Source organism: Neobacillus sp. 19, from assembly GCF_049463095.1.
Classification (GTDB): domain Bacteria; phylum Bacillota; class Bacilli; order Bacillales; family Cytobacillaceae; genus Neobacillus.
The window spans coordinates 111,762-137,414 of record NZ_JBMPZU010000031.1 but is presented as its reverse complement, the minus strand read 5'-3'; the positions used below and the strand labels follow the sequence as shown (position 1 = coordinate 137,414).

Here is a 25,653-nt window from a genome sequence, read left to right as displayed (position 1 = left end):
CTTACTTCTCCCTTATGGTGTATCCAATTCCCCTGATTGTCTGAATAATGGTGGGGTCAGAAAAGCCTTCTTCGATTTTCTTTCGTAAATGTCTGATAAACACATCAATGACATTTGTTTCCCCTTCATATTCATAGCCCCACACATGAAGAATGATATTTTCCCGGGTAACAATTTTATTCTTATTGGTAAGCAAATAAGCTAACAGATCAAACTCTTTGGGAGTTAGCGTGATCGATACCTCTCCCCGGATTACCTCTCTCGTATCAAGATTTACAGTTAAATCCCTTATGGAAAGTACGGTTTCCTCAGCTTGCGCAGCCTTAGCAGCAATGGAATTCTGCCGAAGACAGGAACGAATTCTTGCCAATACTTCCTCTAATTCAAAGGGCTTCGTAATATAATCATTTGCTCCCTGATCAAGTCCGGTTACTTTATCCATCGTCATGTTCCTAGCAGTCAGCAGAATGACAGGCAGCATGTTGTTTTCCACTCGTATTTTTCTTAAAACCTCAATCCCGTTCATTTCAGGCAGCATGACATCCAATAGGATTAAATCCAATTGATCGTTCAAGGCGGCTTGCAATCCCGCCTTTCCGTCATAGGCAATCACCACTTCATAGCCTTCAAACTCCAGTTCAATCTTTAATATTTTGGCAATCTGTTTTTCATCCTCAACAACCAAAATTCGCTTTTTCACCATAAGCCCTCCTCTTTAACGATGATCCTCAGGCGGCAAATCTAAATAGCTTGTTCGTGTAAAAGCCACATCTACAATGTAGCACTATTTTCCCCTAGCTTTCATATTTTCATGGAATTTTAATCTTTAATGTACAAGCGCTTCAAAAGCCCAAAAATAGCACCAGATAAAACAAAACTCCTTCTTTCTACTACAGAAGGAGTGCAAAGGGTGTCAGGCACCATTTGTTAAATTTTGTAAAACGTGTTTTCGAATTGCAAGGGATAGGTCAGCGAGGAAGTATAGTCCTGTTGCTGCCCATCCCCATATCCAATAGGGTTCTATGGCTTCATACATGGCGGCGATTGCCGGATGAATCCATTTTACACATGCGAGGGATAGGAATACCCAGCAGATGGAGAAAGGCAGACATATATGCCCGTGAAGCTGCAATGGGGTGTCGGAATAATCCCACCATTGTTTATGGAAACATTTCTGGAGCAATGCCCCGCTTACATATTCGACTAGTGTTGGAATAAAAAAGCATAAAAGAATCACCATCACCCAATTAGTTCCAGGGGTAATCAAATAAACCAAGAGAACCGGGGCAAAACCGTACATCGGTTTAAAGGGGCCGAATAAAAAGTTTTCCTTAAAAAACTCACGCTTTGTGAAGAAGCTATAGCTATTTTCAAGCAGCCAGCCAATGAACGAATACACCGTAAAATAAAACATGATGGCCGCCGCTCCTTCAATAGTCGTAATTTCCTGGGTTTGATACATAATGCCTTGCAACAAGCTTAAAATCATCGCTTAACCGCCTTTCACAAATGTAAAATTTCCCACTTTATGTTTCACTTTTGTCCTTCTAAATATTCGTATGAATGGATATCTTATACACATTTTAATCAACACTCTGTTGAACATCACATCGAAACCTTGTTATTATTTTGATAACAGGATGATCAAGAATCCATCACTGCTGAGATATTAGGAGGGATACATGTGTCCGAAAATGTAATCGACAAACGGGTAATCCGCACAAAAAGGATGATTCGTGACGCACTCACAGAGATTATGGAGGAAAGGGGCTTCGAAGGGGTTACCGTCCGCAATTTAACGGAAAAGGCTCAAATTAACCGTGGAACCTTCTATTTGCATTATCGGGATAAATACGATTTGCTAGAGCAGAGTGAAGAAGCGATTCTAACCGGCATCAATAAGATTGTTAACGAAATTAATCCAATGGATGCTGTTAACTATACAAGTCATGATGAACCATTCCCCATACTTATTAAATTGTTTGAATGCTTCAAAGAACATTCCTATTTTTTGAAGGTTATCCTAGGTCCCAAAGGGGACGCTTCATTTCAAATGAGACTGAAAGAATTGATTAAACAAACTTTTTTAGAAAAAGTAGCAGATGAAATAAATACAGAAGAAATGCTGGTTCCAATGGATTTTTTAATTTCCTATGTAAGCGCAGCGCATCTTGGCGTTATTCAACATTGGCTGCAAGGCGGTATGGAAAAATCACCTCGAGAAATGACCTTAATACTTGCGAAAATGACCCTATTAGGACCTGGATATGTAGCAGGGTTAAAAAAATAAAAATAAAATGGATGCGGTAAGGTCATTCAACACTTTCTATTTTGTTGCACAGAGAAACAATGAACACTTTTCACTATATTGTTCATTGTAATTCATCGCGGACCATCTTAATATTATCGTATAGAGATGGTCAACACGCTGTTCATTAACGGCACGAATTAGAGGGGGTTTTCAAATGAATCCAACCATTCAGGTGGTGGAAGTCAATAAAAGCTTTGGGAAAAAACCCGTTTTGAATGAAGTAAACCTAACCATACCAAAGGGTCAATTATTCGGGTTAATTGGGCCTTCTGGCGCCGGTAAAACGACGCTTGTCAAAATGATTGTCGGCATGGAAAAAACGGATACGGGCACGATTCATGTGTTGGATCAAAAGATGCCGAATCTCGGTTTGCTGCAGGAAATCGGCTATATGGCGCAATCCGATGCCTTGTACGTGGAGTTAACCGGGGAAGAAAATCTGAAGTTTTTTGCATCTCTTTATAGGTTAAGTAAAAGCGAACAGAAAAAGCGGATTGCTTACGTAGCCAGTTTAGTAAACCTGACGGACGACTTAAAGAAACGCGTATCTGCCTACTCTGGGGGCATGAAACGGCGCTTATCCCTGGCGATTGCCCTCATTCAAGACCCAAAGGTGCTAATTTTAGATGAGCCCACCGTCGGAATCGACCCGGAATTAAAACTGTCCATCTGGAAAGAGTTTTTACGACTAAAAACAGAAGAAGAAAAAACGATTATTGTGACCACACACGTCATGGATGAAGCGGAGAAATGTGACCACGTCGCGATGGTTCGCGATGGCCGTATATTAACTAGCGGGTCTCCGCAGGAATTAAAGACGCTTTACGAGACTGACAATTTTGATGAGGTATTTTTAAAGGCGGGAGTGAAGCAGGGATGAGAACGACAGCGTTAATCAAAAGAATTATTCAGCAAATGCTTCGTGATAAAAGAACCCTGGCGTTAATGTTTGTAGCACCGCTATTGATTCTCACCCTGATGTACTTTTTGTTTAATGGTAATACCGTTACACCGAAATTAGGTGTCGCGGGCGTTGATTCCAATCTCGTAAAAGCCTTTGAAGATGCAGATATAAAGATTAAAGAATATGAGACCGTAACGAAAAGTACCGTGGTAAATGATGCTCTAAATGGGATGCTGCAACAGGAAAATGGACAAATGACATTAACACTTCAGAATGATGACCCAAGTTCTGCAAAGGGCTTGCAAGCGAAAGTTAACCAAACAGTTTCAGCTCTGGCACAATCAAAACTCATCCAGCAAAATCCGGCATTGGCAGGCATGTTGCCTAAAAAGATTGAAACAAACTATGTGTATGGAAATAAGGATACGGTGTTTTTTGATGTATTAAGCCCTATTTTAGTAGGTTTCTTCGTCTTCTTCTTTGTTTTTATCATTTCAGGAATTGGATTATTACGCGAACGGACGACGGGAACATTGGAACGATTACTATCAACCCCGATTCGCAGAGGGGAAATTGTCACGGCCTATTTGGCCGGCTATGGCCTATTTGCGGTTATTCAAACGGTGATTGTCGTTTTTTATGCTATTAATGTTTTAGATATTGTTTTAGTTGGTTCGATATGGAATGTCCTTTTGATCAATCTGCTATTAGCACTGGTCGCCTTATCATTAGGAATATTGTTATCAACATTTGCAGCTTCCGAATTTCAAATGATGCAATTTATCCCAATTGCAGTCATTCCCCAAATATTTTTTGCCGGAATCTTCCCGCTTGAAGGGATGGCCAATTGGCTGCAGGAAGTTGCGAAGGTGTTCCCAATGTATTATGCAGGGGACGCACTAAAGGGCGTTATGTATAAAGGAGAAAGCTTTAGTCAGATCAGCGGCGACCTGATGGCATTAGTCATTTTCGCTGCCATATTCATCGTGCTGAATATTCTCTCGATGAAAAAATATCGCACTTTATAAAATGAAGAGGGAATGCAGGTAAGCATTCCCTCTTTTATTATTTTATCGAATTGTTTTTAATGCTCCGCTCCATGTCACTACTTCGTCAAGCATTGCATTTACATTTGTTAGATGCAATTCAGCTGGTTTGAAGTCACTTCCGTTTTCAAAATCTGTAAATAAAGATAATGTAGGATGTGTGCGGACGTCAGCAACCTTTAATTCACCTAGGATTCCACGTAAATGTTCAGCTGCACGGGCACCACCTGTTGAACCATAGCTTACAATACCAGCAGCTTTGTCATTCCAAGCTTCACGAGCAAAATCAAGAGCATTTTTTAATGCGCCAGTGATACTGTGGTTGTATTCTTGAACAACGAATACGAAACCATCTAAGCTAGCAAGCTTTTCATTCCATTTAGCAATTCCTGGTTCTGTACCATCAGTTGTACCTAAGAATGGCAGGTTGAAATCTGCAATATCAACGATTTCATAATTTGCGTCTCCGCGTTTGTCAGCAATTCCTTTTACCCATTCTCCTACTTGTGGACTTACTCTTCCTTGACGTGTGCTTCCTAAAATAATTCCAATGTTTAATTTTGTCATTTTTGTTTCCTCCTCATGTGTTTTTCCAAATAATTTATCTAATAAACCCATTACAAACACCACCTTGTTTAATTCCCAATTCAAATATTATGAATTAAAATATTTTAATTCCGAGATAATAATATAATATAGCTCCACCTTTGTCAACCATATTAAACTTTTCGTACTCAACTAGCCGAATCTCCCCAATAAAAAAACCACAAAGCCTTTTGACTTAGTGGTTATCTTAAAAAGGGTGTCAGGCACCGAATTAGTCATAAGTTATACAGATGGATATGCCCCATCCCATACTACTTTTCTGTAATGATCCGGATCCGTGTCACCTTCTGTGCTGATAATAAGAATCTTTGAATCCTGATTTAGCTTCAATGTCGTTTTCATTTCACTGAGCATGTTATTTTCAGCCAATAAACTAACTAATCCTAATCCAACTGCACCAGATTCACCTGAAACAGTTTGAGGGTCATTGCCAAGTGGATTTGCCAGAATTCGCATCCCCCTTGCTGCCACATAATCTGGACAAGAAACAAAGATCTCAGCATAATCTTTTAAAACACCCCAAGAAGTTGTACTTGGTTCCCCGCATGCTAAACCTGCCATAATCGTGTTCAAAGCTCCCGTTACTGAATGAGGTTGTCCATCACCTATATTCATAGATTTGTATAGACAATCAGCTTTATCTGGTTCGACTATAACTGTCATCGGACGATCCTCTCCAAATTTCTCTACTAGATATCCAAGCACACTACCAGCAAAAGAACCCACTCCAGCTTGTAAAAACACATGTGTCGGCCGTTCAAAACCAGCTTTAGCAATCTGCTCCACTGCTTCATCAAGGATCGTTCCATACCCCTGCATAATCCAGGTTGGAATCTTTTCATATCCATCCCAGGCAGTATCCTGTACCAAGACCCAGCCATTTTCCTCAGCCTTCTGACTTGCCAGCCTAACTGTATCATCATAATTTAAATCGGTTATAGAAGCGTCTGCTCCTTCTTTTTGTATATTGTTTAATCGTATTTCCGAGGACCCTTTTGGCATATATACAACTGATTTTTGTCCCAGCTGGTTTGCAGCCCAAGCAATTCCTCTTCCATGATTTCCATCCGTTGCCGTTACAAACGTAATACTACCGAGTTTCTCTTTTACTTCTTTACTTCTTAGTTTTTCAAAAGAAAGCTCTGAAATATCGACGTTCAGTTTTTCTGCTAGATATTTACCAACCGCATAGGAGCCGCCTAATACTTTAAAAGCATTCAGTCCAAATCGATAAGATTCATCTTTAACCCATATATTGCCAAACTCTAATTGTTTAGACAACTCATCTAAGCTTTGAAGTGGAGTTACTTTATACTCTGGAAAGCTTTTATGAAAATTTCTTACCTTTTCCACTACTTCACTATTCATAAATGCTGCTGATGCTTTCTCAATATCTGTTTTTCTTGTATTTTCATTTACAATATATTTAATATCTGTTTTTGCTTCTATTAAATTTCTCATTTTTTCTCCTTAATAAAGTGTTTTATTCTTACCCGCAAGGTTGCTAACGACATCAAGTAGAACATTGGTTCCAGCTGTTAAGTCAGTATCTTTTGTATACTCCTTAGGATTATGACTAATACCATCAATACTTGGAACAAAAATCATAGCTGCCGGGCAAATGCGAGCCATCATTTGCGCATCATGTCCAGCACCGGATGTCATTCGTCTAGACCCGAGTCCGCGCCCGCTAGAGGCTTCCTCTACCAATTGAACTATTGTTTCGTCAAAAGTGACTGGCAGGAAACGTACAAGTTGTTCAGTTGTAATGGTTACTTCTTCCGATGCCGCCAGTCCTCTAAGATAGTTTGCAAGTGCCTGCTCTTCCTCTTGCAATCTCTGTTCGTTTGGATCACGTAAATCAACAGTGAATGTAGCCAAAGATGGAATGACATTCACTGCATTTGGCTTAAATTCAATTGTTCCAACTGTAGCAACCGTTTGCCCATTAGAAGCGTTTGCACGATCGCGTAAATATGTTATGACCCGTGCCGCCGCAAGTCCTGCATCACGCCGCAAATCAGTTGGTGTAGTACCAGCGTGATTGGCAACACCTTCAACCGTAATGCGCTGCCAAGATATGCCTTGAAGATTCTCAACAGCACCAATTGGAATACCCATTTTATCAAGAATTGGACCTTGTTCAACATGAAGCTCAATGTAAACATGCGGCTTTAAAAAGCCAGGTTCCTTCGTACCAGCATATCCAATACGTTCCAGTTCCTCGCCCAATAGTGTGCCATCTGTTCCTACCGATTTAAGCGCATCATCCACTGAGAGCCCGCCAGCATACACGAGGGACCCCATCATGTCGGGCTGATAGCGCACTCCCTCTTCATTGGTGAATGCTGCGACTGCAATTGGGCGAGTAGGAACAAAACCTGTCTCTTGCAAAGTGGTTATCACTTCAAGCCCAGAAAGAACTCCATAGCATCCGTCGTACATACCCGCGTTAATGACTGTGTCGATGTGCGAACCTAGTAAAATTGGTGCTTCATTCCTATATTCGGTGCCATACCAAATACCAAAGATGTTACCGATTCTGTCAATTTCAACTTCCAATCCAGCTTCCTTCATCCAAGTGACTAATAGGTCACGTCCAGCCTTATCTGCATCTGAAGCGGCTAATCTAGTCCGCTTGTTGTCAGGATCCAGACCGGTTAGGCCGAGTTCTTGAATGCGGTTAAGTAAGCGTTCGGAATTGATTGAAAGCTTTAAATTAGTAACTGTCATGTTCATTTCCCCTTTTTAAAAAATAAGTAGATTGGAAACAACCAGGTAATAAATTTGTTTAAACACAGGCGTGTTAAAGCACATTTTTGATAAATCATATTTTTTCAAATGTAACTATAATATTATAATAATTTAAGAATTGTTTGAAAAATACTATTATTGAATATAAAAATATAAAAATATTGAGGTGTAAGCAATGCAAATGAAAAACTTTATGATTGATGAAAATTTAAAAGAGCTAACCAAACATCATACAGTCGTCATGCCGATTGCATGTTATCAAACCACCATTAATCAAAATATACATGGCTATATTCCTCTTCATTGGCATGACGAAATTCAGTTTGTGTTAATCGTAAAAGGGGAAGCCATTTTTCAAGTTAATGAGGAATGGATCGTGGTTCGAGAAGGTGATGGACTGTTTATTAATAGTGGACGCCTGCACATGGCACAGGATAAAGATCATTTGGGTTGTGTCTACATCTGCTTAAATCTTTCTCCTTATTTTGTTTTATCACAAGAACTCTACACTACATACGTAAAGCCCTATATTCAAGCGACTAATTTACCTTACTTATATGTAGATGCAAATGAGATTTGGGGGAAAAACATTTTAGATGCCATTTTAGCAATCTATCAATGTATTGAGAAAAAGTCCCCATATTATGAAATGGATATAACCATGCAACTGACATTCATTTGGAAAAACTTAATCGATAATGGTTTTAAACTAGAATATGTTCAGACAGAAATAGTAAAGAGTCAAAGAATGAAACAAATGTTAAGTTGGATACACGAGCATTATGCAGAAAAAATTCTGTTAGGGGATATTGCAAGGGCTGGTCAGTTGAGCCGCTCTGAATGCTGTCGATATTTCAAGAGGTTTTTAAAATGTACACCATTAAATTATGTGATAGACTATCGAATTCAAAAGAGCTTATCTCTTCTGCAGCAAGGTGAGTGCAATATTACTGAAGTTGCTTATCAAGTTGGTTTTAATAGTACAAGCTATTTTATTAAAGAATTTAGAAATTCCATGAACATGACTCCCTTAGCATACAAAAAAAATAAAATGCAGAATGAAGAGGCTAGTTCTATCAACTAAGAAGTGAAATGAGCACAATGCTTCCTATTTACCCCTGAAATAAAGTGACAAGGAGTATCTGAAGTATTGTGCTCATTTAAACGCTTTCAGCCCTATTTTAAAGTAGATTCCCTTTTTGATTGATCCTAAAAGTTTCTCCTGACCATATATTTGTATAAATAGCTGCTTACCTAGTTTGGAGCATCGATACCGCTAACAATTCGTTGGCAACTTGCATAGTTAAATCCACGACACGACAAGAATATCCCCATTCATTATCATACCAAGCGAGGACTTTTACTTTATTAGAACCAATCATCATTGTGGACAATCCATCAATAATAGCAGAATGCTCATTCGTATTAAAATCAATTGACACTAATGGTTCATCAGTTACAGTTAATATTCCTTGCAGTTCCCCGTCTGCCGCTTGGTAAAAAGCATTATTAATGTCATCAATGGTCACTTCTTTTTTCAGATCCACCACTAAATCAACTAAAGAAACATTTGCTGTTGGGACACGAAGTGCCATACCATGGAGTTTGCCCTTTAATTGTGGTAATACCAGTGCTAAAGCCTTTGCAGCACCTGTTGAAGTGGGGATAATCGATCGCCCGCAAGCACGCGCCCTTCTTAAATCTTTATGGGGATTGTCTATATTATTTTGATCATTTGTATAGGCATGTACAGTTGTCATCAATCCCGTTTCAATTCCAAAGTTTTCATCCAGTACTTTTACCACAGGAGCTAAACAATTCGTTGTACAGGAAGCGTTTGAAATAATATCATGTTTATCCATATTTAATTCATTTTCATTTACTCCCATTACAATCGTTATATCTGCATTTTTTCCTGGTGCGGTTAAAATGACTTTCTTTGCTCCAGCATGTAGATGCATAGCAGCTTTCTCACGAGAATTAAACTTACCCGTCGCTTCTATCACAATATCAATCCCTAATTCTCCCCATGGTAAATCCTCTGGATTCCTATTGTTTAATAATTTCACTACTTTACCATTAACAACAATCGAATCCTGATTAGGTATGACCTCGCCGCGAAACTCCCCATGATTTGTATCATACTTTATTAAATGAGCAAGGGTTTCTGCTGGATAACTTGCATTAATGGCTACGACATCCATTTCTTCATTACAGATTGCTTTTCTAAATACCATCCTTCCAATTCTGCCAAAACCATTAATTGCCGTTCTTGCCTTCATCTTATCCCTTCTTTCACAATGATATTTAGAATTTCCTTTGAAGAGAGGAGTATTATTTTATTATCATTAATTTAAGGTCGTTAACATTTGTACCAGTAGCTCCAGTATGGATGGCATCCTGTAAGTCTCTTAAAATGGGTGAAGTATCAAATTTATTCAGAGCCTCAAAAACATTGATATTTTTTTCTCTCGCTAAGCTCATTGTCCAGTTGTCTACCACTCCTCCTGCTAAATCAGAGTGTCCATCTGTACCATCTGTATCAATTCCAGCAATTAAGATATCATCACCGCCATCTATCCATGTTGCTCCTGCAAGAGCGAATTCTTGATTTGGCCCACCAGACCCCGAAGCTTTTCCAGTGATTTTTACAGTTGTTTCTCCTCCCCCAATAATGACACAGGGTCTTGCAATTGGACGATTAGCAGCTAGAACCTCTTTTCCAATGGCAGCGAATAGGCCTCCCACCTCTTTGCTTTCTCCTTCTAACATGGTAGAGAGAATCATGGCGTTATATCCTAACTCTTCAGCCTTATTCTTTGCACTAATACACGGAGCGTCTCCTTTTACCAAAATAAAATTATGAATAGTATGATCAGATAAATCTTTAGGGGTTTCATCTTGTTCAGTTGCATTTCGAAGAAAAGCTGCAACCGAGGGTGGTACTCTATCCCACAGAGAATACTTGGTGAAAGTATTTCTAGCGTCATCAAGAGTCGAAGTGTCAGGTACAGTTGGACAAGTAATATAATCTAGCATGTCCCCAATCACATCAGAAACAGTTAAATTAATGATCTCAGCCTTTTTATGAATGTTTTTGGCTAACCTTCCACCTTTGATTTTACATAGTTTCTTTCTGACAGCATTCATCTCAACAATATTCGCACCGCATTTTAATAAAATATCGTAGGTAGCAGTTAATTCATCAATTGTTATCCCATCTACAGGCATAGGCATGAGAGAGGTACTTCCCCCCGTAATGCCGCAGAAAACAATATCTCTTTCCTTCGTCTTCTTGGCAATCTCCATAATTTCTTCTGAGGCTTTTACACCCGCCACATCTGGTGTTGGATGGTTGGCAAAATTGGCTTTGATATGTTTTAAACCGTCAGCTTCCTGACCATATTTTAACGTGACAACTCCTTTGGTAATCTTTTCACCTAAAATATCATCTAATGCTTTTACGATTGGATATGATGCTTTTCCTGCTCCTAGCACGTAAACGTTTGCAATCTCATCCATATTAAATTGAAGTTCTCCTACCTTAAGTAAATTTTTATCTATGGAAACTAATTTTTTCACTTGTATATAAGGATCACAATCGGTTAATGATTGTTCGATGAGGGCTATGGCATCTTTTCGTAATTGTTTATTTCCATGACTTAAAATAGAATCTTTATTTTTTATATAGGTCATTATGATCGTCTCCCTTCTATAGTTGAAAATCCGCGACTATGGAATTCTATATTATAGAACCTCTTAAAATTATTTCTGTTAAACTATTTGATGAATTTATATTACCTACAACCAATTAAGTCTTCAATGTTAATTTTAATTTTCAATCAATTCGCAAATAGGAGTAAATGCCGGCGTCCATCAACGGTAACAGGGAAAATCCGGCGTTTAACTCCTATCATCCTACATTTTTATATTTGAATTTGATCTGGCAGGCATACCCTTGTCGACACCTTTAAAACCAAAAATAATAACTACTATCGATAAAACCATGAAAATGGCAATCGCATAAAACCCATTCAAGATATTTCCTGTAGATTCTGCAACAGCACCAATAACAAATGGACTGACAAAACCAGCAAGATTACCAAATGAATTAATCAATGCGAGGCCGACAGCAGCAGAAGTGCCAGTTAAAAATGCGGATGGAAGTGCCCAAAAAGGCCCAAATAATGCATAGGTTGCGGCAATGATAACCGCTAACATAACAACAGACATTAAAGTATTCGTTACATACCCGATAGCTACAATGCTCACTGCACAAACAATCATAGGTAATATGATATGATTTCTACGTTCGAGGGTTTTATCAGAATGGGCCCCCCAATAAACCATGACAATAGCCCCTAAAATATAGGTTGCGGCAGTAATCAATCCCACCTGAGTATTAGAAAAATGCCCTGACATTTTATCAATGACTTGAGGCCCCCAATACCCAAGTCCATATTCACCCATCTCAATCGCAAAATAGATTAATACTAAAGCCCATAATTGTTTATTAGCTAGAATATCCTTAGTTAGATGGCCTTTAGTACCTTTCACCTTATTTGCATTCTCTTTCTCCAATGTCGTGGATAACCAATTCTTTTCCTCTTCTGTCAACCACTTAACATTTTTTGGACCGTTTGGCAAAATGAATAAAGTCGTAATTCCTAAGATAACGGACGGAGCCCCTTCAATGATGAACATCCAGCGCCAGCTTGCGAAGTCTAACCAGTGGATATGATCTAAAATCCATCCTGATAATGGAGCACCGATCATGTAAGACATTGGAATCGCTACCATGAATAGTGAAACGGCCTTTGCCTTATCTTTATCTTGAAACCAGTAAGTTAAATAGAGAAGGACGCCTGGAAAAAATCCAGCTTCGGCTACACCAAGCAAAAAACGTAATATATATAAATGAGTAACACTCTGAGCAAAACCAGTAATCATCGCTACAATGCCCCAGGTAATAAGAATTCGGGCAATCCAGATGCGGGCACCGAATTTTTGTAAAAGCATGTTACTTGGGACCTCAAATATAAAATAACCAATAAAAAATATTCCTGCTATTAAACCAAATTGCCGAGCAGTAATTCCTAAATCATCATTCATTCCTAAAGCAGCATAGCCTAAATTCGCCCGGCTGATATAGGCAGCAATATATAAAAGGATTAGATACGGTAATAGCCTTGTAAAAACCTTTTTAACCGTAGCAGATTCGATAGTTTGGCGAGGAACATTAGCATTCTGATCTTTCAATAAAATTACCTCCCTAAATTAAAATTTTCACTCCTCATCATACGAAAACGCTTCCAATCTGAATCAAATAATAAACACGGTTGACAGTATTTTCAGATAATTCTAATATAGAAATGTCAGCTGCCCACTTCATCAAGGTAATAAAGTCTTGACGCATATATTGTAAGCAGCCGACATTTGATATGTGTGGTTGAGACATATAATCATGATGATTCATGCTTATTGGTGAGTCTGCTAGGAACCATTATTGCGGGATCTTATTTGGTAACTCGGTACGTATTTCTATACTCTTTCCCTGCATATCTAGCCAAGGATCCTAGTTCTTCTTCAATTTGTAGTAAGCGATTGTACTTAGCAGTTCTCTCACCACGTACGCCAGCACCAGTTTTAATTTGGCCAGCGTCTAAGGCTACGACTAAGTCGGCAATGGCGGAATCCTCTGTTTCTCCCGATCTTTCGGATACCATTACTCCATAACCGCTTCGATATGCAAGGCTTGCAGCATCAATGGCTTCAGAGAGTGTACCAACTTGGTTAAACTTCCAGAGAAGTGCATTTGCTCCGCCTTTTTCAATTTTTGGTTTCATGATGCGAGGATTGGTACAGAAGAAGTCATCCCCTACAATCTGAATGCCCAGCTCTTGTGTGATTTTTCTGAATCCTTCAACGTCATCTTCATCCATTGGGTCTTCAATTGTAGCGATTGGATATGTTTTCATCAAATCTCTAAAGAATTGCACAATTCCGTCTGCATCATATTCTTTTCCTTGGATGGTATAGACTTTTCTTTCCTTGTCATATAAGTGTGTAGCTGCGCAGTCAAAACCGTATTCAATTAAATCGGCATATCCTGAGTTGTTGACTGCTGTTGAAAGGACCTCCATTGCTTCAAAAACATCTGTTATTGGTGTGGCAAATCCGCCTTCATCACCTACGTTCAATGCAAGTTTCCCGTATTTTTCTAAGACAATTTTTGCCAATTCATCATTTACTGCCCGGCCAATTTCAAGTGCATGTTTAAAGCTGTCCGCTCCAGTCGGGAAAATACAAAATTCTTGGAAATCCAGATCATTACTTGTGAGTTTTCCACCATTGAGCAAGTTAAACAATGGAACTGGAAGAATGTGTGCATTTGGATTTAAATATCTATATAAAGGCAAATTCAAACTGTTTGCCGCTGCATAAGCACATGCCAGGGAAACAGGCATTAAAGCATTCGCACCGAGGTTTTTCTTATTAGCCGATTCATCTAAACTAATTAATACCTCATCTATTTTTCTTTGATTGGTTACATCCATGCCAATGAGTTCTTTGGCAATGATATTATTCACATTCGATACAGCCTTTTGAACGCCCATTCCACCATATCGCTTTTCACCATCTCTTAATTCAAACGCTTCGTTCGATCCTGTAGAACGACCAGAAGGAACATTTCCGCTTCCCTTTAATTCATTGTTAATGTATACATCAACTTGAACAGTCGGGTTCCAACGGCAATCAATGATTTCTCTAGCTACAATATTCGTAATGATAAATTTACTCATCATATAACTCCCCTTTAGTCATTCATTTTTATTTACTTTGATTGAGTGGTTTTATAAAAAGTCCTATATTTGTATGAAGGTAACCAAAACTTCTATTTTACAAATCAAATAGTTTTGAGTATTTTAATTTTATAGAGTCCTTTCCATGGCCATGGAAGTTTATTTTATACAAACCTTTTTAATTGGTTTTGTATAACTATTTGATGAGTTCATATTACAGCGACTTCAATCGGCCATCAATATAAAGATAATCAATTGGAAAAATACATGCTTCAACTATTATTTCTTGGTTATTTTGAGAACACTGTCTCATTTTGAGACGTTTTTTTGAGGATTATCTATTGTATAATCGGAGATATTTTCAGGAGGGACTTATGATAAAGAGCTCTATTTTTACCATTTACAAAACGGAAATCATCGGCCAAATAAAAATTATTGAAAGTCTTTTTAGTGTGAAAATTTGTATATTAAATATCCTTGAGCAAACCATTTATTATGAAAACAAATGGAACAAAACAATGAATCTTTCAGACTTAGAACAAGTGGAGGTTTGTAAATATGCCCTCAATAACAATAGACATACCATTGTATACAAATACTCCTCAAGTTCAAAAACGCATCAATGGCTTTTTGATGACCACCACATCCTCAAACCGATAAAAACAAACGAAGACTGTTTTCTATGCGTGATTCGGATAAGTAGTAAGTTAACCAAAACGGACGTTGAAGCTTTGGCAGGCATTATTAATGGTTTTATAGAGGAGTTCTTACAATTACTCCATGAAAAATTTATTAGAAAAGTAAAGGAATCGCCCTTTAATAATCAATTCCAAATTTTTAACACATTAGTTGGCCTCATTAATCAAGGAGTCTTCATTTTTGACACAAATCAAAATTTACAGCATATAAACAAAAAGTCCGAATTGTTATTAGGAAACAATTTAACCCAATTGAATTATTTAAAAAAAATTAATGAATTTTCAATTAGAAAACTTGAAACAAAAGAGGATGATTGGGAAGTATTTGTTATAACGATAAGACGGCGGAAATTTCGAGTCTTCGGAACGCTATATCCGATTGTATTTGATCATAAATACTTAGGAGATATTTTGATCCACCAAGATATTGAGCAATTAGGGAAAGAAATTTATCAAACTTCTGAAGATAAGGTTTACAATTTTTCAAATATATTTGGTACAAGTAAAGAATTACTTATCTCTAAGGATATGAGTAAAAAATTATCCATCACCGATAATATTATTCTAATATATGGTGAAACAGGTACGGGCAAAGAAATATTTGCAAAGGCCATTCATACTGAAAGTTTGAGAAAGAATAAACCATTCTTTACCGCATCCTGCAGCGGTACGTTGGAAAATCGCTTGGAAGAAGAACTTTTTGGAGAAAGTAATTTGATTGATCAATCAAGTGAAGGTACTTTGTTTATTGACGAAATAAGTGATATGTCCATGCGTCTTCAAGGGAAATTGATGAATTTGATTTTTAGAAATAAAATAAAATCCAGACTCATTATCTCGACAAATAAAGACTTAAAGCATTTAGTTTCAAAAGGAGAGTTCAGAGAAAATCTCTATTACGCCATCGAATCTACTGCCATTACGATTCCTCCTTTAAGAAAAAGAAAAAGTGATATCATTCCTTTAACTAACATATTTTTAAATTACTATAATGAAAAGGAAGGAAAAAAGGTATCGTTTAGTAAAAAGCTTTATAACGCCTTTTTATCCTACAATTGGCCAGGAAATATTAGAGAATTGCAAAATATGGTTAGTACGATTGTTGCACTAAAAACGGATAAATCTCAAGTCACATTAGATAATCTTCCTTATGGAATCATTCATAAATTCAATATCCAAGAAAGTAGTCAGTTTAATTTAGATAAGGTTGAAAAAGAGACGATTATCGCTGCCCTTAATGCCTATGGAAATTCTCAGACTTCAATGAATCATGTTGCAAAACAATTAGGGATAAGCAGGGCTACTTTATACCGTAAAATGGACAAATATAAAATAGATAAAACATTTCATTTTAATGAAAAGATCTACTAGCCTATTACTTCGAATAATTATTTACTTTAAAAATTCATAATTATGATACAATACCACTTGTTTACAGCAGCTTCATGACATGAAAATATTGGAGGTATAGAGAGATGAAAGTTTTTCTAATTTATGGCGGGAAAAGTGCGGAACATGATATTTCTATTCTTACAGCCTTCTCGATTGTAAAAGAAGTAAACTATGAACGACACGAGGTCATTCCCATTTATATAACGAAATCAGGGGAATGGATTGAAGGGGCACAATTAAATGGGCCTGTTTCTCATTCAGAAGCCTTAAGATTACAGGCGGGGAAAGAAAAATTAATGTCAAAGAATGCAAGTGAACATTCTTTTGGAATTTGTGTTTCACCTGCCATTTCAAAAGAAGACAATGCTGTTATTTTCCCAGTGTTACATGGACCAAACGGAGAAGACGGGACGGTTCAGGGATTATTTGAAGTTTTGGATATACCTTATGTAGGGGCTGGTGTATTAGCAAGTGCAGCCGGGATGGATAAGCTAGTAAGTAAACAGCTTTTCCAACAAGTCGGACTGCCTCAAGTCTCATACGTTGCCTTTAAAAAAAGGGAATGGATGAATGGCCCTGAAAACGTCTTATCCCGTTGTGAAAGTTCATTAGCCTACCCGATGTTTGTGAAACCTGCTAACATGGGTTCAAGCCTTGGCATTTCCAAAGCATGCAATAAGGAAGAATTACTCGATGCAATCGAGGCAGCTCTTCGTTATGACCATAGAATTTTGGTAGAGCAGGGAATTAAGGCAAGAGAGTTAGAATTGTCCATACTCGGAAACGATGAGATTCGGACATCGGTTGTCGGTGAGATCGTGAAGGATCAAGACTTTTACGATTATGACGAGAAATATATCAACAATTCCGTCCAATTGAAAATACCTGCTGATATCCCCGAAGAAATCAGCAAAAAAATACAGGAATATGCTGTCATAGCCTATCAAGCGATAGATGGCAGCGGACTAAGCAGGTGCGACTTCTTTTTAACCGATTCAAACGAAATCTATATCAATGAATTGAACACCATGCCTGGCTTTACCCAATTTAGCATGTATCCCCTTCTATGGGAACACACCGGATTAAGTTATAAAGACTTAATTGAAGAACTGCTTCAATTAGCGTTAAAACGTTTTAATGAAAAGAAAGCATATCAAACCGTTGATCAAAACTAAAAATATGTAACCTTTGCAAACATATAGATTGTTTACTATTATCAAAAAAAAGTCTGGAAAATGATTTATATTCAACCATGAAAGAACTCCCCATTCAAATAGAATTGGGGAGTTTTTATTTTGGCGCTAGTTGCAGGAAACGAGCTATTCTTTCCTAACATTCACACTAACATTTATTATCCGATTTTTTCCTCATATTTGTGCAGGTCTTGGACGAATAGGACGCCGAGTTCGTGGTGGTCGCCTTCGTAGAGGGCGCGTTGGACGAAGCGGATTTCTCCCTTGGTATCATAGACTTCGAGTTTGCAATGGGCGCGATTCTTCTGCAGCGCCTCGTAAAAGGTATGTTCATCATGAACCAATACGCCATTGGCCTTTGTAATCAGCTCACCAACCTGCAGTCCCATTTTACTTGCGGGTGATTCGGGTATGATGCCAATGATCATGACCCCTTGATTTCTTTTCGAAAAATAAGGCGGACGACTGTCATCCTTCATATAGGCCAGTAATGCTAATGATTCACGTCCGATGACAGCGAGGGCGGCAGCCACAATTGAAATAAGCGGATACCAATAGCCGGCTACGGAAATAAGCGTGATGAATGCTCCTAGGAAAATGACCCTCCGGCCGTGCAGCTGAATCGCTTCGACAGGAAGCATCCCTTTGATTTGCTGATGGAAACCAACTGCAATCGGAACAAGGATCAGCGAATAGCTTTCCGCTCCCAAATGAAAAACCGGCCACCAATCAAAAGGCAGCTGCAGTACATCCCCGGGTATCAGCAGGAATAAAGGCAGCAGCCAAAGCCGCTTTACTTCATGGGCACCAACGCTTTGACCTCGTTTGCTTTTTGTTAGTTTAGGGGAAGTCCCCTTACTGCCATGCTTAAAAATAAGGATGCCTTCTGCTATCAATAGCAGGCCAAGTACAACGACAACGGAAGGGTACACCTTATCACTAATCGAATCAAAGGCTCCAGAAAGTAGTGGAATCGACAAATTATTTTGAGCAATTAAAATAATCGTGAAAAAGGCAGCTCCAACCGTGTATGCCGGTGACATCAAACGAATATTGGTTGTCAGTGACCAAATTAAGGTAAATCCTGCGATTAGAAGAACAGCTGTGAATGGAACTGTAAGCCCTGCAGCAACCACAACTATAGAAAGCACAAGTCCAATCAGAAGTCCCGGTGGAAATAATTGTCGAAGCTCAAAATAAGCATCATGCGCACGTATATGAAAATTTTTCCGCTCACGTTTTACCCTCATCACACCTAATATTCCTGCAAGGAAAACGAGATAGTATAAAACAGGATGAAGAAATAACTTGCCTGTCCCTTTTAAAAGCTCTACAAGCCATACTTGTACCATATCCTGCCACCTGCCTCTATTAATATTTCTGGTAAACTAGTATGTAAAAGTCCCTTAAAGATTATTTTACCAAATTAGGGCGATAAAACATATTGCTAGTTTTTAGAAAAAGGCAAAAATATATATCACACTAAGTTTCTGCCATTAAAAAATAAAAACAGAGACCGCGGCCTCTGCTAGATAATCATTTCGTAATCAACTTCAATGCCATTTTCAGCTGTAAATCATTTTTTTCTTTCTTCATTTCTTTTACCACTGATTCCTCGAGCTTGGCTGCGGTTTTCTCATCAATTTTCCCTGTAGGTTCCAGTTTGTTTTCTTCTTGGAAGCCTTTCACCGCAGTTTTGGTCTCTTCACTAAAGTATCCATCTGTCCGCCCCGGTGCAAAACCTAAGGCATCTAAAATTTCTTGAGCATTCTTCACCTGTTCGTTGTTCATGTCTGCAACAAGCGGTTTCTTTACCTGGATTGGATGCGTGGTAAAGATGGCCGGCTGTTTGATCGCTACATCCGGTTTGATCCCCTTTTTATGAATCCAATTTCCATCGGGGGTCAGCCATTTCGCCAATGTCAGCTTAATATTGCTGCCATCACCCATTGGGACTGCCTGCTGGACAGTTCCTTTGCCAAACGTTGTTTCACCAACAAGCGGGTAGCCTGCCGCCTCCTGCAACGAACCTGCCAATATTTCCGATGCGGAAGCACTGCCCTTGTTGACAAGGACTACTACGGGATATTCCTTTTTCTTAGAAATAGTGGAGAAGAATCGCCGTTTTTCACCACTGCGTTCTTGAGTTTGTACATATGGTTTATCCTTTGGCACAAATTCTTTTAATATTTCCCCAACGCTGTCTAGAAGTCCCCCAGGGTTGCCGCGCACATCAATAACTAACCCTTTAATATCATCGTTTTCCTGCGCTTTTAATTCCTTTTTAAAATCAGCTGCTGTATCTTCAGAAAAAGAGGTAATCTCAATATAACCAATCTTTTTACCGTCTTGCTTTTTAATCGAGGCATGAACGGTCTCAAGCGGAATCTCATCACGCTTCACATCAATGGACAGCGGTTCCTTTAGACCCTTCCTAGCAATTTCTAAATTGACCGTAGTGCCTTTTTTTCCGCGAATCTGCAGGGTTGCTTTACTGAGGTCTAAGCCCTCGACACTTTTTCCGTCTACCTTCAATATTTGGTCATTCGGCTTGATTCCTGCTTTTTCTGCGGGGGAATTTTTAAATGGAGAGACAATGACAATTTTTCCATCGACCATCCCGACCTCGGCACCGATGCCTTCAAAGGACGATTCCAAAGTTTGCGTGAATTGCTGGGCCGTTTCCTTGTCCATATAAACGGAATATGGATCTTTTAAAACAGAAAGCATTCCTTGAATCGCGCCTTCAACCAGCTTTTCCTGGTCTACCTTTTCCACATAGCTGCTTAGTATAAGATCATAGGCCTGCTCTACTTTCTCAAGATCCTCCGTATGACCTTCTGAATTTATTGCTTGTTCTTTAGGGGGTGCCTTTACTTCAGGTTTAGGGGCTGCTTCCGTTCGATCAAAGACTTTCATTCCAGCATAGGTGCCCCCCGCCCCCGTTAGTAGTGAACCCGTCATCAACAGGGCAATCCATTTACGATTCATCAGAATCCTCCTCAAGTTAAATACCTGTCATATTCATTTTATAAAAAGGCACCGAATTCCTGCCCGTTTATAAACTTATATGTGAGAAGTGGACGAGTTATGAATGGGGGATGAACAAAAAGTGAAACTTCCACCTGCCGGGTTTGACTGCTTGTCTAAAAGGGTAAAAAAAAGGAAAAGCGCTTAGGCTTCTCCTCTTTATTATGGCAGTGGTACAATGCCCACAGGATTGATCGCATAACGTTTATCCGGTGTCCATGGACCTTTATGAAGTTCAAAGTGTAAATGCTGCCCCTCTGAGGCACCAGTATTACCCATCACACCAATTTGCTGGCCTTTTTTCACTACTGCACCACTGGCGGCTATACGTGAGGACATATGGGCATAGACAGTTGTATAAACTTGTCCATTTATCGAGTGAGAAACAAAAATACAGTTTCCATAACTGCTAGAATAATAGGATTTAATGACGACACCATCAGCAGCAGCAACAATCGGCACCTGCGTACGATTTGCTATGTCAACGCCCCAATGATTTCCCCCGCCGCGGCCTCCAAAACCTGAGCTCAATCGTCCGACCGCAGGCTGGGTCCAATAGCCGCTTGATACACCCGGTGTTGATCCGGAACTGGCTCCACCGCCGCCACCGCTTACTGAAGCTGAAGACGTATTATTTGCCGCTGCCTTAGCTGCAGCCTCCGCAGCTGCTTTAGCTGCCGCCGCCGCTCTGGCTTGAGCCTCCTGCTCCATCTTAATTGCCTGTTGAATCGCAGCCTCTTGCGCAGCAAGGAGTTGTTCCTCTTCCTTCAATTCCATGGCATGTTCATGTTCTTCATTTTCTTGCTCAACCAAGTTTGCCAATAATTTATCTTTCTCAGCTTTTTGTGCATTCAATTGCTGGTTCAGTTTTTCTAATTCAGCCTTCATGTTTTCCAGGCTTTCAAGGTCTTTTTCAACTTGTGCTTGTTTTGAAGCAAGCTCCTTTTTGTCAGCCTCATGCTGTTTCAGTATATCCTGATCTGCCTGCATAATCGTTGCAACTGCATTCGCACGGTCAACGAAGTCACTAAAGCTGGTGGATCCCATTAATACATCCAGGTAATTGACCATCCCCCCTGTTTCCTGATAGCTTCGTGCACGTTCCTTCAACAGTACATTTCGCTTTTCAATCCGCTCTTTGATGACCTGCGTTTCTTCTTGAAGCTTCACAATCTCAGCTTTTGTCTTTTCGATTTCAGCTGTTTTTTCATTGATTTTTGCTGTTGCATCACCAATTGCATAATCGATCCGTTTCATCTCGCTCTTCACATTAGCCTGCTGATTTTGGAGATCGCTTATTTTATCATTCGCTTGATTAATACCTGATTTTAAATCGGAACGCTTCTCCTGAATTTTATTTTGTTCACCTTTTAAACTTGAAATGGATGCAGCCTCTGTTTTAACAGATGTTCCGCCAAAAACTGTTCCAAATCCGACCGCTGCCACAACGGCAAGCGTGACCACTGACTTCTTCATATTCGGTGATTCCCCTCCCACTCTCTATGTACAGGTAAACCGTTCTTTAACTGTATAAATCTAAGAATATCTTTTTCTATTACACACAAAATCGAGGAAGGACACGAGTGTGGTCCTCCCCGATAAAAGTTAAACCTTTAAGAACTTCCTAACGGACATCATACTGCCCCAAACCCCGATTAAGGCTCCCATTAAAATCAAAATACCTGAAAGCTGATAGACAAATGGTTCGAATGGCAGCACTTTGATAAAGGTGCCTTCAAGCCTCGGACCAATATAATCGTAGGCACGATAATAGGCAATCGAAATCAGGATAATTGGTAAAATCGATCCTAAAATTCCAAGCCATAGACCTTCCAAAAAGAATGGCCAGCGAATAAAGCCATTGGTCGCTCCTACTAATCTCATAATCTTAATTTCTCGCCGTCTTGCAAAAATGGTAATTTTAATCGTATTCGAAATTAAGAAAATCGCCGTGAAGAACAAGCCAATAATGAGAACGACTCCTACGTTTCTGCTCGCTTGAATAAACTTAAATAATTTTTCAACCTTGCCCTGCCCGTATTTTACTTTCGAAACATAATTAAGTTTCTCAACCTTATCTGCCACTTTCATGGTGTCTGCCGGTTTTTTCGTTTTTACGATAAATACATCGTTAAGTGGATTATCTTGTTCAAAAAGTTTAAAAGCCTTTCCGTCCTCACCCAAACTCTCGACTAAATTATCAAGTTCTTTCTGTTTAGGAGAAAATGTTACACCTTTAACTTCAGATATTTTCTCTATCTCACTTTTTAATGCTTGCTGATCTTCTTTATTCGCAGCAACGTCGATGTGAACGCGGATTTGCACGTCCTCCTCAATGGTCTCTGCCACTCGATTAAGATTCATCATAATAACGAAAAAGACGCCGACTAATATCAGGGTTACGGTAACAGCACTAACAGATGCAAAGGTCATCCACCCATTTCTGCTGATGCTTTTTAAACTTTCACGGGCGTGACGGCCAATCGTTCTAATTTTCATAACCGTAATCACCTCTTTGTTCATCGCGCACAATCTTTCCGCCTTCAATGGCAATGACGCGATGCTTTAATGTATTTACAATCTCTCTGTTATGAGTTGCCATAACAATCGTTGTGCCTCTGGCATTAATTTCTTCAAAAATATTCATGATTTCCCATGATGTTTCAGGATCAAGGTTACCCGTCGGTTCATCGGCAATCACTACTTTTGGCGAGTTGACGATTGAGCGTGCAATGGAAACACGCTGCTGCTCACCGCCTGATAGTTCAGTAGGAAGCATTTTGATTTTATGCTTTAATCCAACAAGATCGAGAACTTCCATTACCCGTTTGCGGATAAACTTCGGCTGTGCTTCAATGACCTCAAGGGCAAATGCTACATTTTCATAGACAGTTAGTGACGGCAGCAGTTTAAAGTCTTGGAACACCACGCCAAGATTCCTTCTGAATAAGGGAACCTTTTTCATTTTTAGTTTGGCGAGATTCACGCCATTCATCGTAATCGTACCCGAGGAGGGTACTTCTTCCCGGTACATCATCTTAATAAAAGTGGATTTACCCGCACCGCTGGGACCCACGACATAAACAAATTCGCCCTGGTTAATCCGGACGTCTATTCCATTAATAGCTGTTACGCCATTAGGATACTTTTTATAGACCTCTTGCAATTCTATCATTACTATCACCTATAGTTTTAGAGTTATTTAGAATAGTATCATAACCATTCGACAATAATCGACATTTATTTGCAAAACTATCCAGAATCACAAACAATATGTGCATAATTTCGCATAGCTTTATTATAACATCAACAATCGCTAATAAAAGCGGTAAAAATATTACAGTTTCTTTTCAAACAATACAAAATCTGACAAGATTAGCCACATATCGAAACATCTCGACAACAATAGCTGAATCTTTTTCCTGATCCTCATATTTATTCCATAAAAAAAAACGCACTGCCAGTAAGAAGCAGAACGTTTTCTCCCCTTTTATTTTTTAGCAGCTAGCCAATCAGCGACTTTTTCAGCGTCATCGCCGGTAACAACGTTTGCTGGCATCTGGCCTTTACCGTTTTTCAGAACATTTAAAATGTCATCCTTAGATAGTGTTGCGCCCACCTTGGTTAAATTTGGGCCCACACCACCGGTTAAATCACCGCCATGGCAGCCGGAACATTTTTGATCAAAAATCTTTTGTGCGTCCCCTGCTGAAGCGGTTTCAGTGCCGCCTCCGTTGTCCTTTTCCTTTGTGTCATCATTGCCGCCTCCGCAAGCAGCAAGTCCCATTACTAGGGACGTTCCCATTAACAATGCTAGTAGCTTCTTCTTCATCGCCACTACCCCCTTCAGAAAATAATACCATCAGAGTACTATTATACCAATCCTACGCGCGTTTGAAACCCTCGCCCAACACTTCTGCCGCATCCATAACAACGACAAACGCTGTTGGATCAAGGGTTTTGACCAATTGTTTCAATTTTGTGAACTCCGTTTGGTCAACCACACACATGAGAACCGGCTTTTCATGGTCTGTAAAACCACCATATGCTGATAGTTTTGTCACACCACGGTCAATTTTATTCAAAATTCCTTCACGAACTTCATCTTGTTTACTAGTAATGATCATCGCCATCTTTGATCTGCCAAAACCAACCTGGATAAGGTCAATCGTTTTGCTTGTCACATAAAGGGCAATTAACGCGTACAGCCCCTTTTCAATATCAAACACAATGGCGGCAGTGAGGACAATTAATCCGTCGATTATCACGACACATCTCCCAAGCGTAAAACCTGTATACTTATTGATGATTTGAGCCGCAAGGTCCGTACCTCCGGTGGATGCCTTGCCGCGAAACACAATCCCGAGTCCTAATCCTACACCAATTCCCCCGAACAAAGCACCTAGCAAGGCATCATGTGTCCATGGCTCCAAATCTTTTGTCAAAAAAACAACAAATGGCAAAAAAATTGTTCCTACAAGAGTTTTCAAACCAAATTGCTTTCCCAATAAAATGACACCTGCAATAAAAAGCGGAATATTAAATGCCCATTGGACAAAAGCCGGTTCCCAGTCAATCACTGTTTTGAGTATCGTACTAATCCCGCTTACCCCGCCTGAGGCTACCTGGTTTGGCAGTAAAAACACGTTAAACGCTAAGGCAATAATAGCTGCACCAATTAAAACAAAAATATAATCAATGGCAATCCTCGTTTTTGGATAGGTTTGAGTCAAATTGCTTAAAATATTCATACAGATTTTCTCCTCTATCATTCCTTCTATGGTATAACCGAAAGTGAGTATAGCATGTGATAAATGTAGTGTAAATGACAGTAAAGTGACGCAATAAAGGGCTAAAATATTTTATAGTATCTGCTTAGGATTAGGTTTTCATGAAAGACAATAATAAAAGCCCCT

Annotated in this window: 22 protein-coding genes; 6 read left to right on the top strand and 16 right to left on the bottom strand. The window is 39.2% G+C overall.

What is annotated here, in order from left to right:
* Position 1: 1 nt before the first annotated feature.
* Together ACO1D1_RS09555 and ACO1D1_RS09550 are read right to left on the bottom strand one after the other, a co-directional pair.
* The gene (locus ACO1D1_RS09555) at positions 2-700 is read right to left on the bottom strand and encodes a response regulator transcription factor (RefSeq protein WP_149871611.1); all 699 of its coding nucleotides are present in this window, start codon (positions 698-700) and stop codon (positions 2-4) included.
* Positions 701-913: 213 nt separating this feature from the next.
* Entirely contained in the window at positions 914-1,489 is a 576-nt protein-coding gene (locus ACO1D1_RS09550; RefSeq protein WP_423335746.1) for a putative ABC transporter permease, read from the bottom strand.
* Positions 1,490-1,684: 195 nt separating this feature from the next.
* Between ACO1D1_RS09550 and ACO1D1_RS09545 the strand changes: the two genes are divergently transcribed.
* The 3 genes from ACO1D1_RS09545 (at position 1,685) to ACO1D1_RS09535 (ending at position 4,243) form a co-directional block, all read left to right on the top strand.
* On the top strand, positions 1,685-2,290 hold the full coding sequence (locus tag ACO1D1_RS09545; protein WP_423335745.1) for a TetR/AcrR family transcriptional regulator: 606 nt from the start codon (positions 1,685-1,687) through the stop codon (positions 2,288-2,290).
* A 175-nt stretch (positions 2,291-2,465) separates the two neighbouring features.
* The gene (locus ACO1D1_RS09540) at positions 2,466-3,191 is read left to right on the top strand and encodes an ABC transporter ATP-binding protein (RefSeq protein ID WP_423335744.1); all 726 of its coding nucleotides are present in this window, start codon (positions 2,466-2,468) and stop codon (positions 3,189-3,191) included.
* Positions 3,188-4,243 carry an ABC transporter permease gene (locus tag ACO1D1_RS09535; RefSeq protein WP_423335743.1) on the top strand — a complete coding sequence of 352 codons (1,056 nt, stop codon included), beginning with the start codon at positions 3,188-3,190 and terminating at the stop codon, positions 4,241-4,243. The genes ACO1D1_RS09540 and ACO1D1_RS09535 overlap by 4 nt, the downstream gene beginning before the upstream one ends.
* A 42-nt stretch (positions 4,244-4,285) precedes the next feature.
* Here the strand turns inward: ACO1D1_RS09535 and ACO1D1_RS09530 are convergent, their stop codons facing one another.
* From ACO1D1_RS09530 to ACO1D1_RS09520, 3 genes are all read right to left on the bottom strand, one after another.
* Complete coding sequence (locus ACO1D1_RS09530) at positions 4,286-4,879, bottom strand: NADPH-dependent FMN reductase (RefSeq protein ID WP_423335742.1); 594 nt, start codon at positions 4,877-4,879, stop codon at positions 4,286-4,288.
* A gap of 210 nt (positions 4,880-5,089) precedes the next feature.
* Positions 5,090-6,328, bottom strand: coding sequence for a diaminopropionate ammonia-lyase (gene dpaL, locus ACO1D1_RS09525; protein WP_423335741.1), 1,239 nt, complete (start codon positions 6,326-6,328; stop codon positions 5,090-5,092).
* Between the two features lie 9 nt (positions 6,329-6,337).
* A complete protein-coding gene (locus ACO1D1_RS09520) occupies positions 6,338-7,600 on the bottom strand; it encodes a Zn-dependent hydrolase (RefSeq protein ID WP_423335740.1) in 1,263 nt (420 codons plus the stop codon).
* A 196-nt stretch (positions 7,601-7,796) separates the two neighbouring features.
* Between ACO1D1_RS09520 and ACO1D1_RS09515 the strand changes: the two genes are divergently transcribed.
* Complete coding sequence (locus tag ACO1D1_RS09515; protein WP_423335739.1) at positions 7,797-8,705, top strand: AraC family transcriptional regulator; 909 nt, start codon at positions 7,797-7,799, stop codon at positions 8,703-8,705.
* Between the two features lie 166 nt (positions 8,706-8,871).
* On the opposite strand, the gene ACO1D1_RS09510 is transcribed toward ACO1D1_RS09515, so the two are convergent.
* From ACO1D1_RS09510 to eno, 4 genes are all read right to left on the bottom strand, one after another.
* Complete coding sequence (locus ACO1D1_RS09510) at positions 8,872-9,903, bottom strand: glyceraldehyde-3-phosphate dehydrogenase (protein WP_423335738.1); 1,032 nt, start codon at positions 9,901-9,903, stop codon at positions 8,872-8,874.
* Positions 9,904-9,955: 52 nt separating this feature from the next.
* A complete protein-coding gene (locus tag ACO1D1_RS09505; protein WP_423335737.1) occupies positions 9,956-11,317 on the bottom strand; it encodes a glycerate kinase type-2 family protein in 1,362 nt (453 codons plus the stop codon).
* A 222-nt stretch (positions 11,318-11,539) separates the two neighbouring features.
* A complete protein-coding gene (locus ACO1D1_RS09500) occupies positions 11,540-12,880 on the bottom strand; it encodes an MFS transporter (protein WP_423335736.1) in 1,341 nt (446 codons plus the stop codon).
* A 257-nt stretch (positions 12,881-13,137) separates the two neighbouring features.
* Positions 13,138-14,427 carry a phosphopyruvate hydratase gene (gene eno, locus ACO1D1_RS09495; RefSeq protein ID WP_423335735.1) on the bottom strand — a complete coding sequence of 430 codons (1,290 nt, stop codon included), beginning with the start codon at positions 14,425-14,427 and terminating at the stop codon, positions 13,138-13,140.
* Between the two features lie 371 nt (positions 14,428-14,798).
* Between eno and ACO1D1_RS09490 the strand changes: the two genes are divergently transcribed.
* The gene (locus tag ACO1D1_RS09490; RefSeq protein WP_423335734.1) at positions 14,799-16,493 is read left to right on the top strand and encodes a sigma 54-interacting transcriptional regulator; all 1,695 of its coding nucleotides are present in this window, start codon (positions 14,799-14,801) and stop codon (positions 16,491-16,493) included.
* 104 nt (positions 16,494-16,597) lie between these two features.
* On the top strand, positions 16,598-17,689 hold the full coding sequence (locus tag ACO1D1_RS09485; protein WP_423335733.1) for a D-alanine--D-alanine ligase: 1,092 nt from the start codon (positions 16,598-16,600) through the stop codon (positions 17,687-17,689).
* A gap of 176 nt (positions 17,690-17,865) precedes the next feature.
* Here the strand turns inward: ACO1D1_RS09485 and ACO1D1_RS09480 are convergent, their stop codons facing one another.
* The 7 genes from ACO1D1_RS09480 to ACO1D1_RS09450 all read right to left on the bottom strand — a co-directional run bounded on the left by ACO1D1_RS09480 (position 17,866) and on the right by ACO1D1_RS09450 (position 25,488).
* Positions 17,866-19,059: a PDZ domain-containing protein gene (locus ACO1D1_RS09480; protein WP_423335732.1), complete on the bottom strand. Its 1,194-nt coding sequence runs from the start codon at positions 19,057-19,059 to the stop codon at positions 17,866-17,868.
* Between the two features lie 184 nt (positions 19,060-19,243).
* Entirely contained in the window at positions 19,244-20,698 is a 1,455-nt protein-coding gene (locus ACO1D1_RS09475) for a S41 family peptidase (RefSeq protein WP_423335731.1), read from the bottom strand.
* Positions 20,699-20,899: 201 nt separating this feature from the next.
* On the bottom strand, positions 20,900-22,213 hold the full coding sequence (locus tag ACO1D1_RS09470) for a murein hydrolase activator EnvC family protein (RefSeq protein ID WP_423335730.1): 1,314 nt from the start codon (positions 22,211-22,213) through the stop codon (positions 20,900-20,902).
* Positions 22,214-22,342: 129 nt separating this feature from the next.
* Positions 22,343-23,236, bottom strand: coding sequence for a permease-like cell division protein FtsX (ftsX, locus tag ACO1D1_RS09465; protein WP_423335729.1), 894 nt, complete (start codon positions 23,234-23,236; stop codon positions 22,343-22,345).
* Positions 23,226-23,912: a cell division ATP-binding protein FtsE gene (gene ftsE, locus ACO1D1_RS09460; RefSeq protein ID WP_149871620.1), complete on the bottom strand. Its 687-nt coding sequence runs from the start codon at positions 23,910-23,912 to the stop codon at positions 23,226-23,228. The genes ftsX and ftsE overlap by 11 nt, the downstream gene beginning before the upstream one ends.
* Positions 23,913-24,227: 315 nt before the next feature.
* Positions 24,228-24,569 (bottom strand): cytochrome c551, encoded by a 342-nt coding sequence (gene cccB / locus ACO1D1_RS09455; protein WP_423335728.1) that lies wholly within the window; start codon positions 24,567-24,569, stop codon positions 24,228-24,230.
* 52 nt (positions 24,570-24,621) lie between these two features.
* Complete coding sequence (locus tag ACO1D1_RS09450) at positions 24,622-25,488, bottom strand: YitT family protein (protein ID WP_423335727.1); 867 nt, start codon at positions 25,486-25,488, stop codon at positions 24,622-24,624.
* Positions 25,489-25,653: the final 165 nt, after the last annotated feature.

Coding starts and splice junctions, on each gene's coding strand:
- ACO1D1_RS09550 (WP_423335746.1), bottom strand. CDS start 1,489: ATGATTTTAAGCTTGTTGCAAGGCATTATGTATCAAACCCAGGAAATT.
- ACO1D1_RS09540 (WP_423335744.1), top strand. CDS start 2,466: ATGAATCCAACCATTCAGGTGGTGGAAGTCAATAAAAGCTTTGGGAAA.
- ACO1D1_RS09535 (WP_423335743.1), top strand. CDS start 3,188: ATGAGAACGACAGCGTTAATCAAAAGAATTATTCAGCAAATGCTTCGT.
- ACO1D1_RS09530 (WP_423335742.1), bottom strand. CDS start 4,879: ATGGGTTTATTAGATAAATTATTTGGAAAAACACATGAGGAGGAAACA.
- dpaL (WP_423335741.1), bottom strand. CDS start 6,328: ATGAGAAATTTAATAGAAGCAAAAACAGATATTAAATATATTGTAAAT.
- ACO1D1_RS09520 (WP_423335740.1), bottom strand. CDS start 7,600: ATGACAGTTACTAATTTAAAGCTTTCAATCAATTCCGAACGCTTACTT.
- ACO1D1_RS09515 (WP_423335739.1), top strand. CDS start 7,797: ATGCAAATGAAAAACTTTATGATTGATGAAAATTTAAAAGAGCTAACC.
- ACO1D1_RS09510 (WP_423335738.1), bottom strand. CDS start 9,903: ATGAAGGCAAGAACGGCAATTAATGGTTTTGGCAGAATTGGAAGGATG.
- ACO1D1_RS09505 (WP_423335737.1), bottom strand. CDS start 11,317: ATGACCTATATAAAAAATAAAGATTCTATTTTAAGTCATGGAAATAAA.
- eno (WP_423335735.1), bottom strand. CDS start 14,427: ATGATGAGTAAATTTATCATTACGAATATTGTAGCTAGAGAAATCATT.
- ACO1D1_RS09490 (WP_423335734.1), top strand. CDS start 14,799: ATGATAAAGAGCTCTATTTTTACCATTTACAAAACGGAAATCATCGGC.
- ACO1D1_RS09485 (WP_423335733.1), top strand. CDS start 16,598: ATGAAAGTTTTTCTAATTTATGGCGGGAAAAGTGCGGAACATGATATT.
- ACO1D1_RS09480 (WP_423335732.1), bottom strand. CDS start 19,059: ATGGTACAAGTATGGCTTGTAGAGCTTTTAAAAGGGACAGGCAAGTTA.
- ACO1D1_RS09475 (WP_423335731.1), bottom strand. CDS start 20,698: ATGAATCGTAAATGGATTGCCCTGTTGATGACGGGTTCACTACTAACG.
- ACO1D1_RS09470 (WP_423335730.1), bottom strand. CDS start 22,213: ATGAAGAAGTCAGTGGTCACGCTTGCCGTTGTGGCAGCGGTCGGATTT.
- ftsX (WP_423335729.1), bottom strand. CDS start 23,236: ATGAAAATTAGAACGATTGGCCGTCACGCCCGTGAAAGTTTAAAAAGC.
- ftsE (WP_149871620.1), bottom strand. CDS start 23,912: ATGATAGAATTGCAAGAGGTCTATAAAAAGTATCCTAATGGCGTAACA.
- cccB (WP_423335728.1), bottom strand. CDS start 24,569: ATGAAGAAGAAGCTACTAGCATTGTTAATGGGAACGTCCCTAGTAATG.
- ACO1D1_RS09450 (WP_423335727.1), bottom strand. CDS start 25,488: ATGAATATTTTAAGCAATTTGACTCAAACCTATCCAAAAACGAGGATT.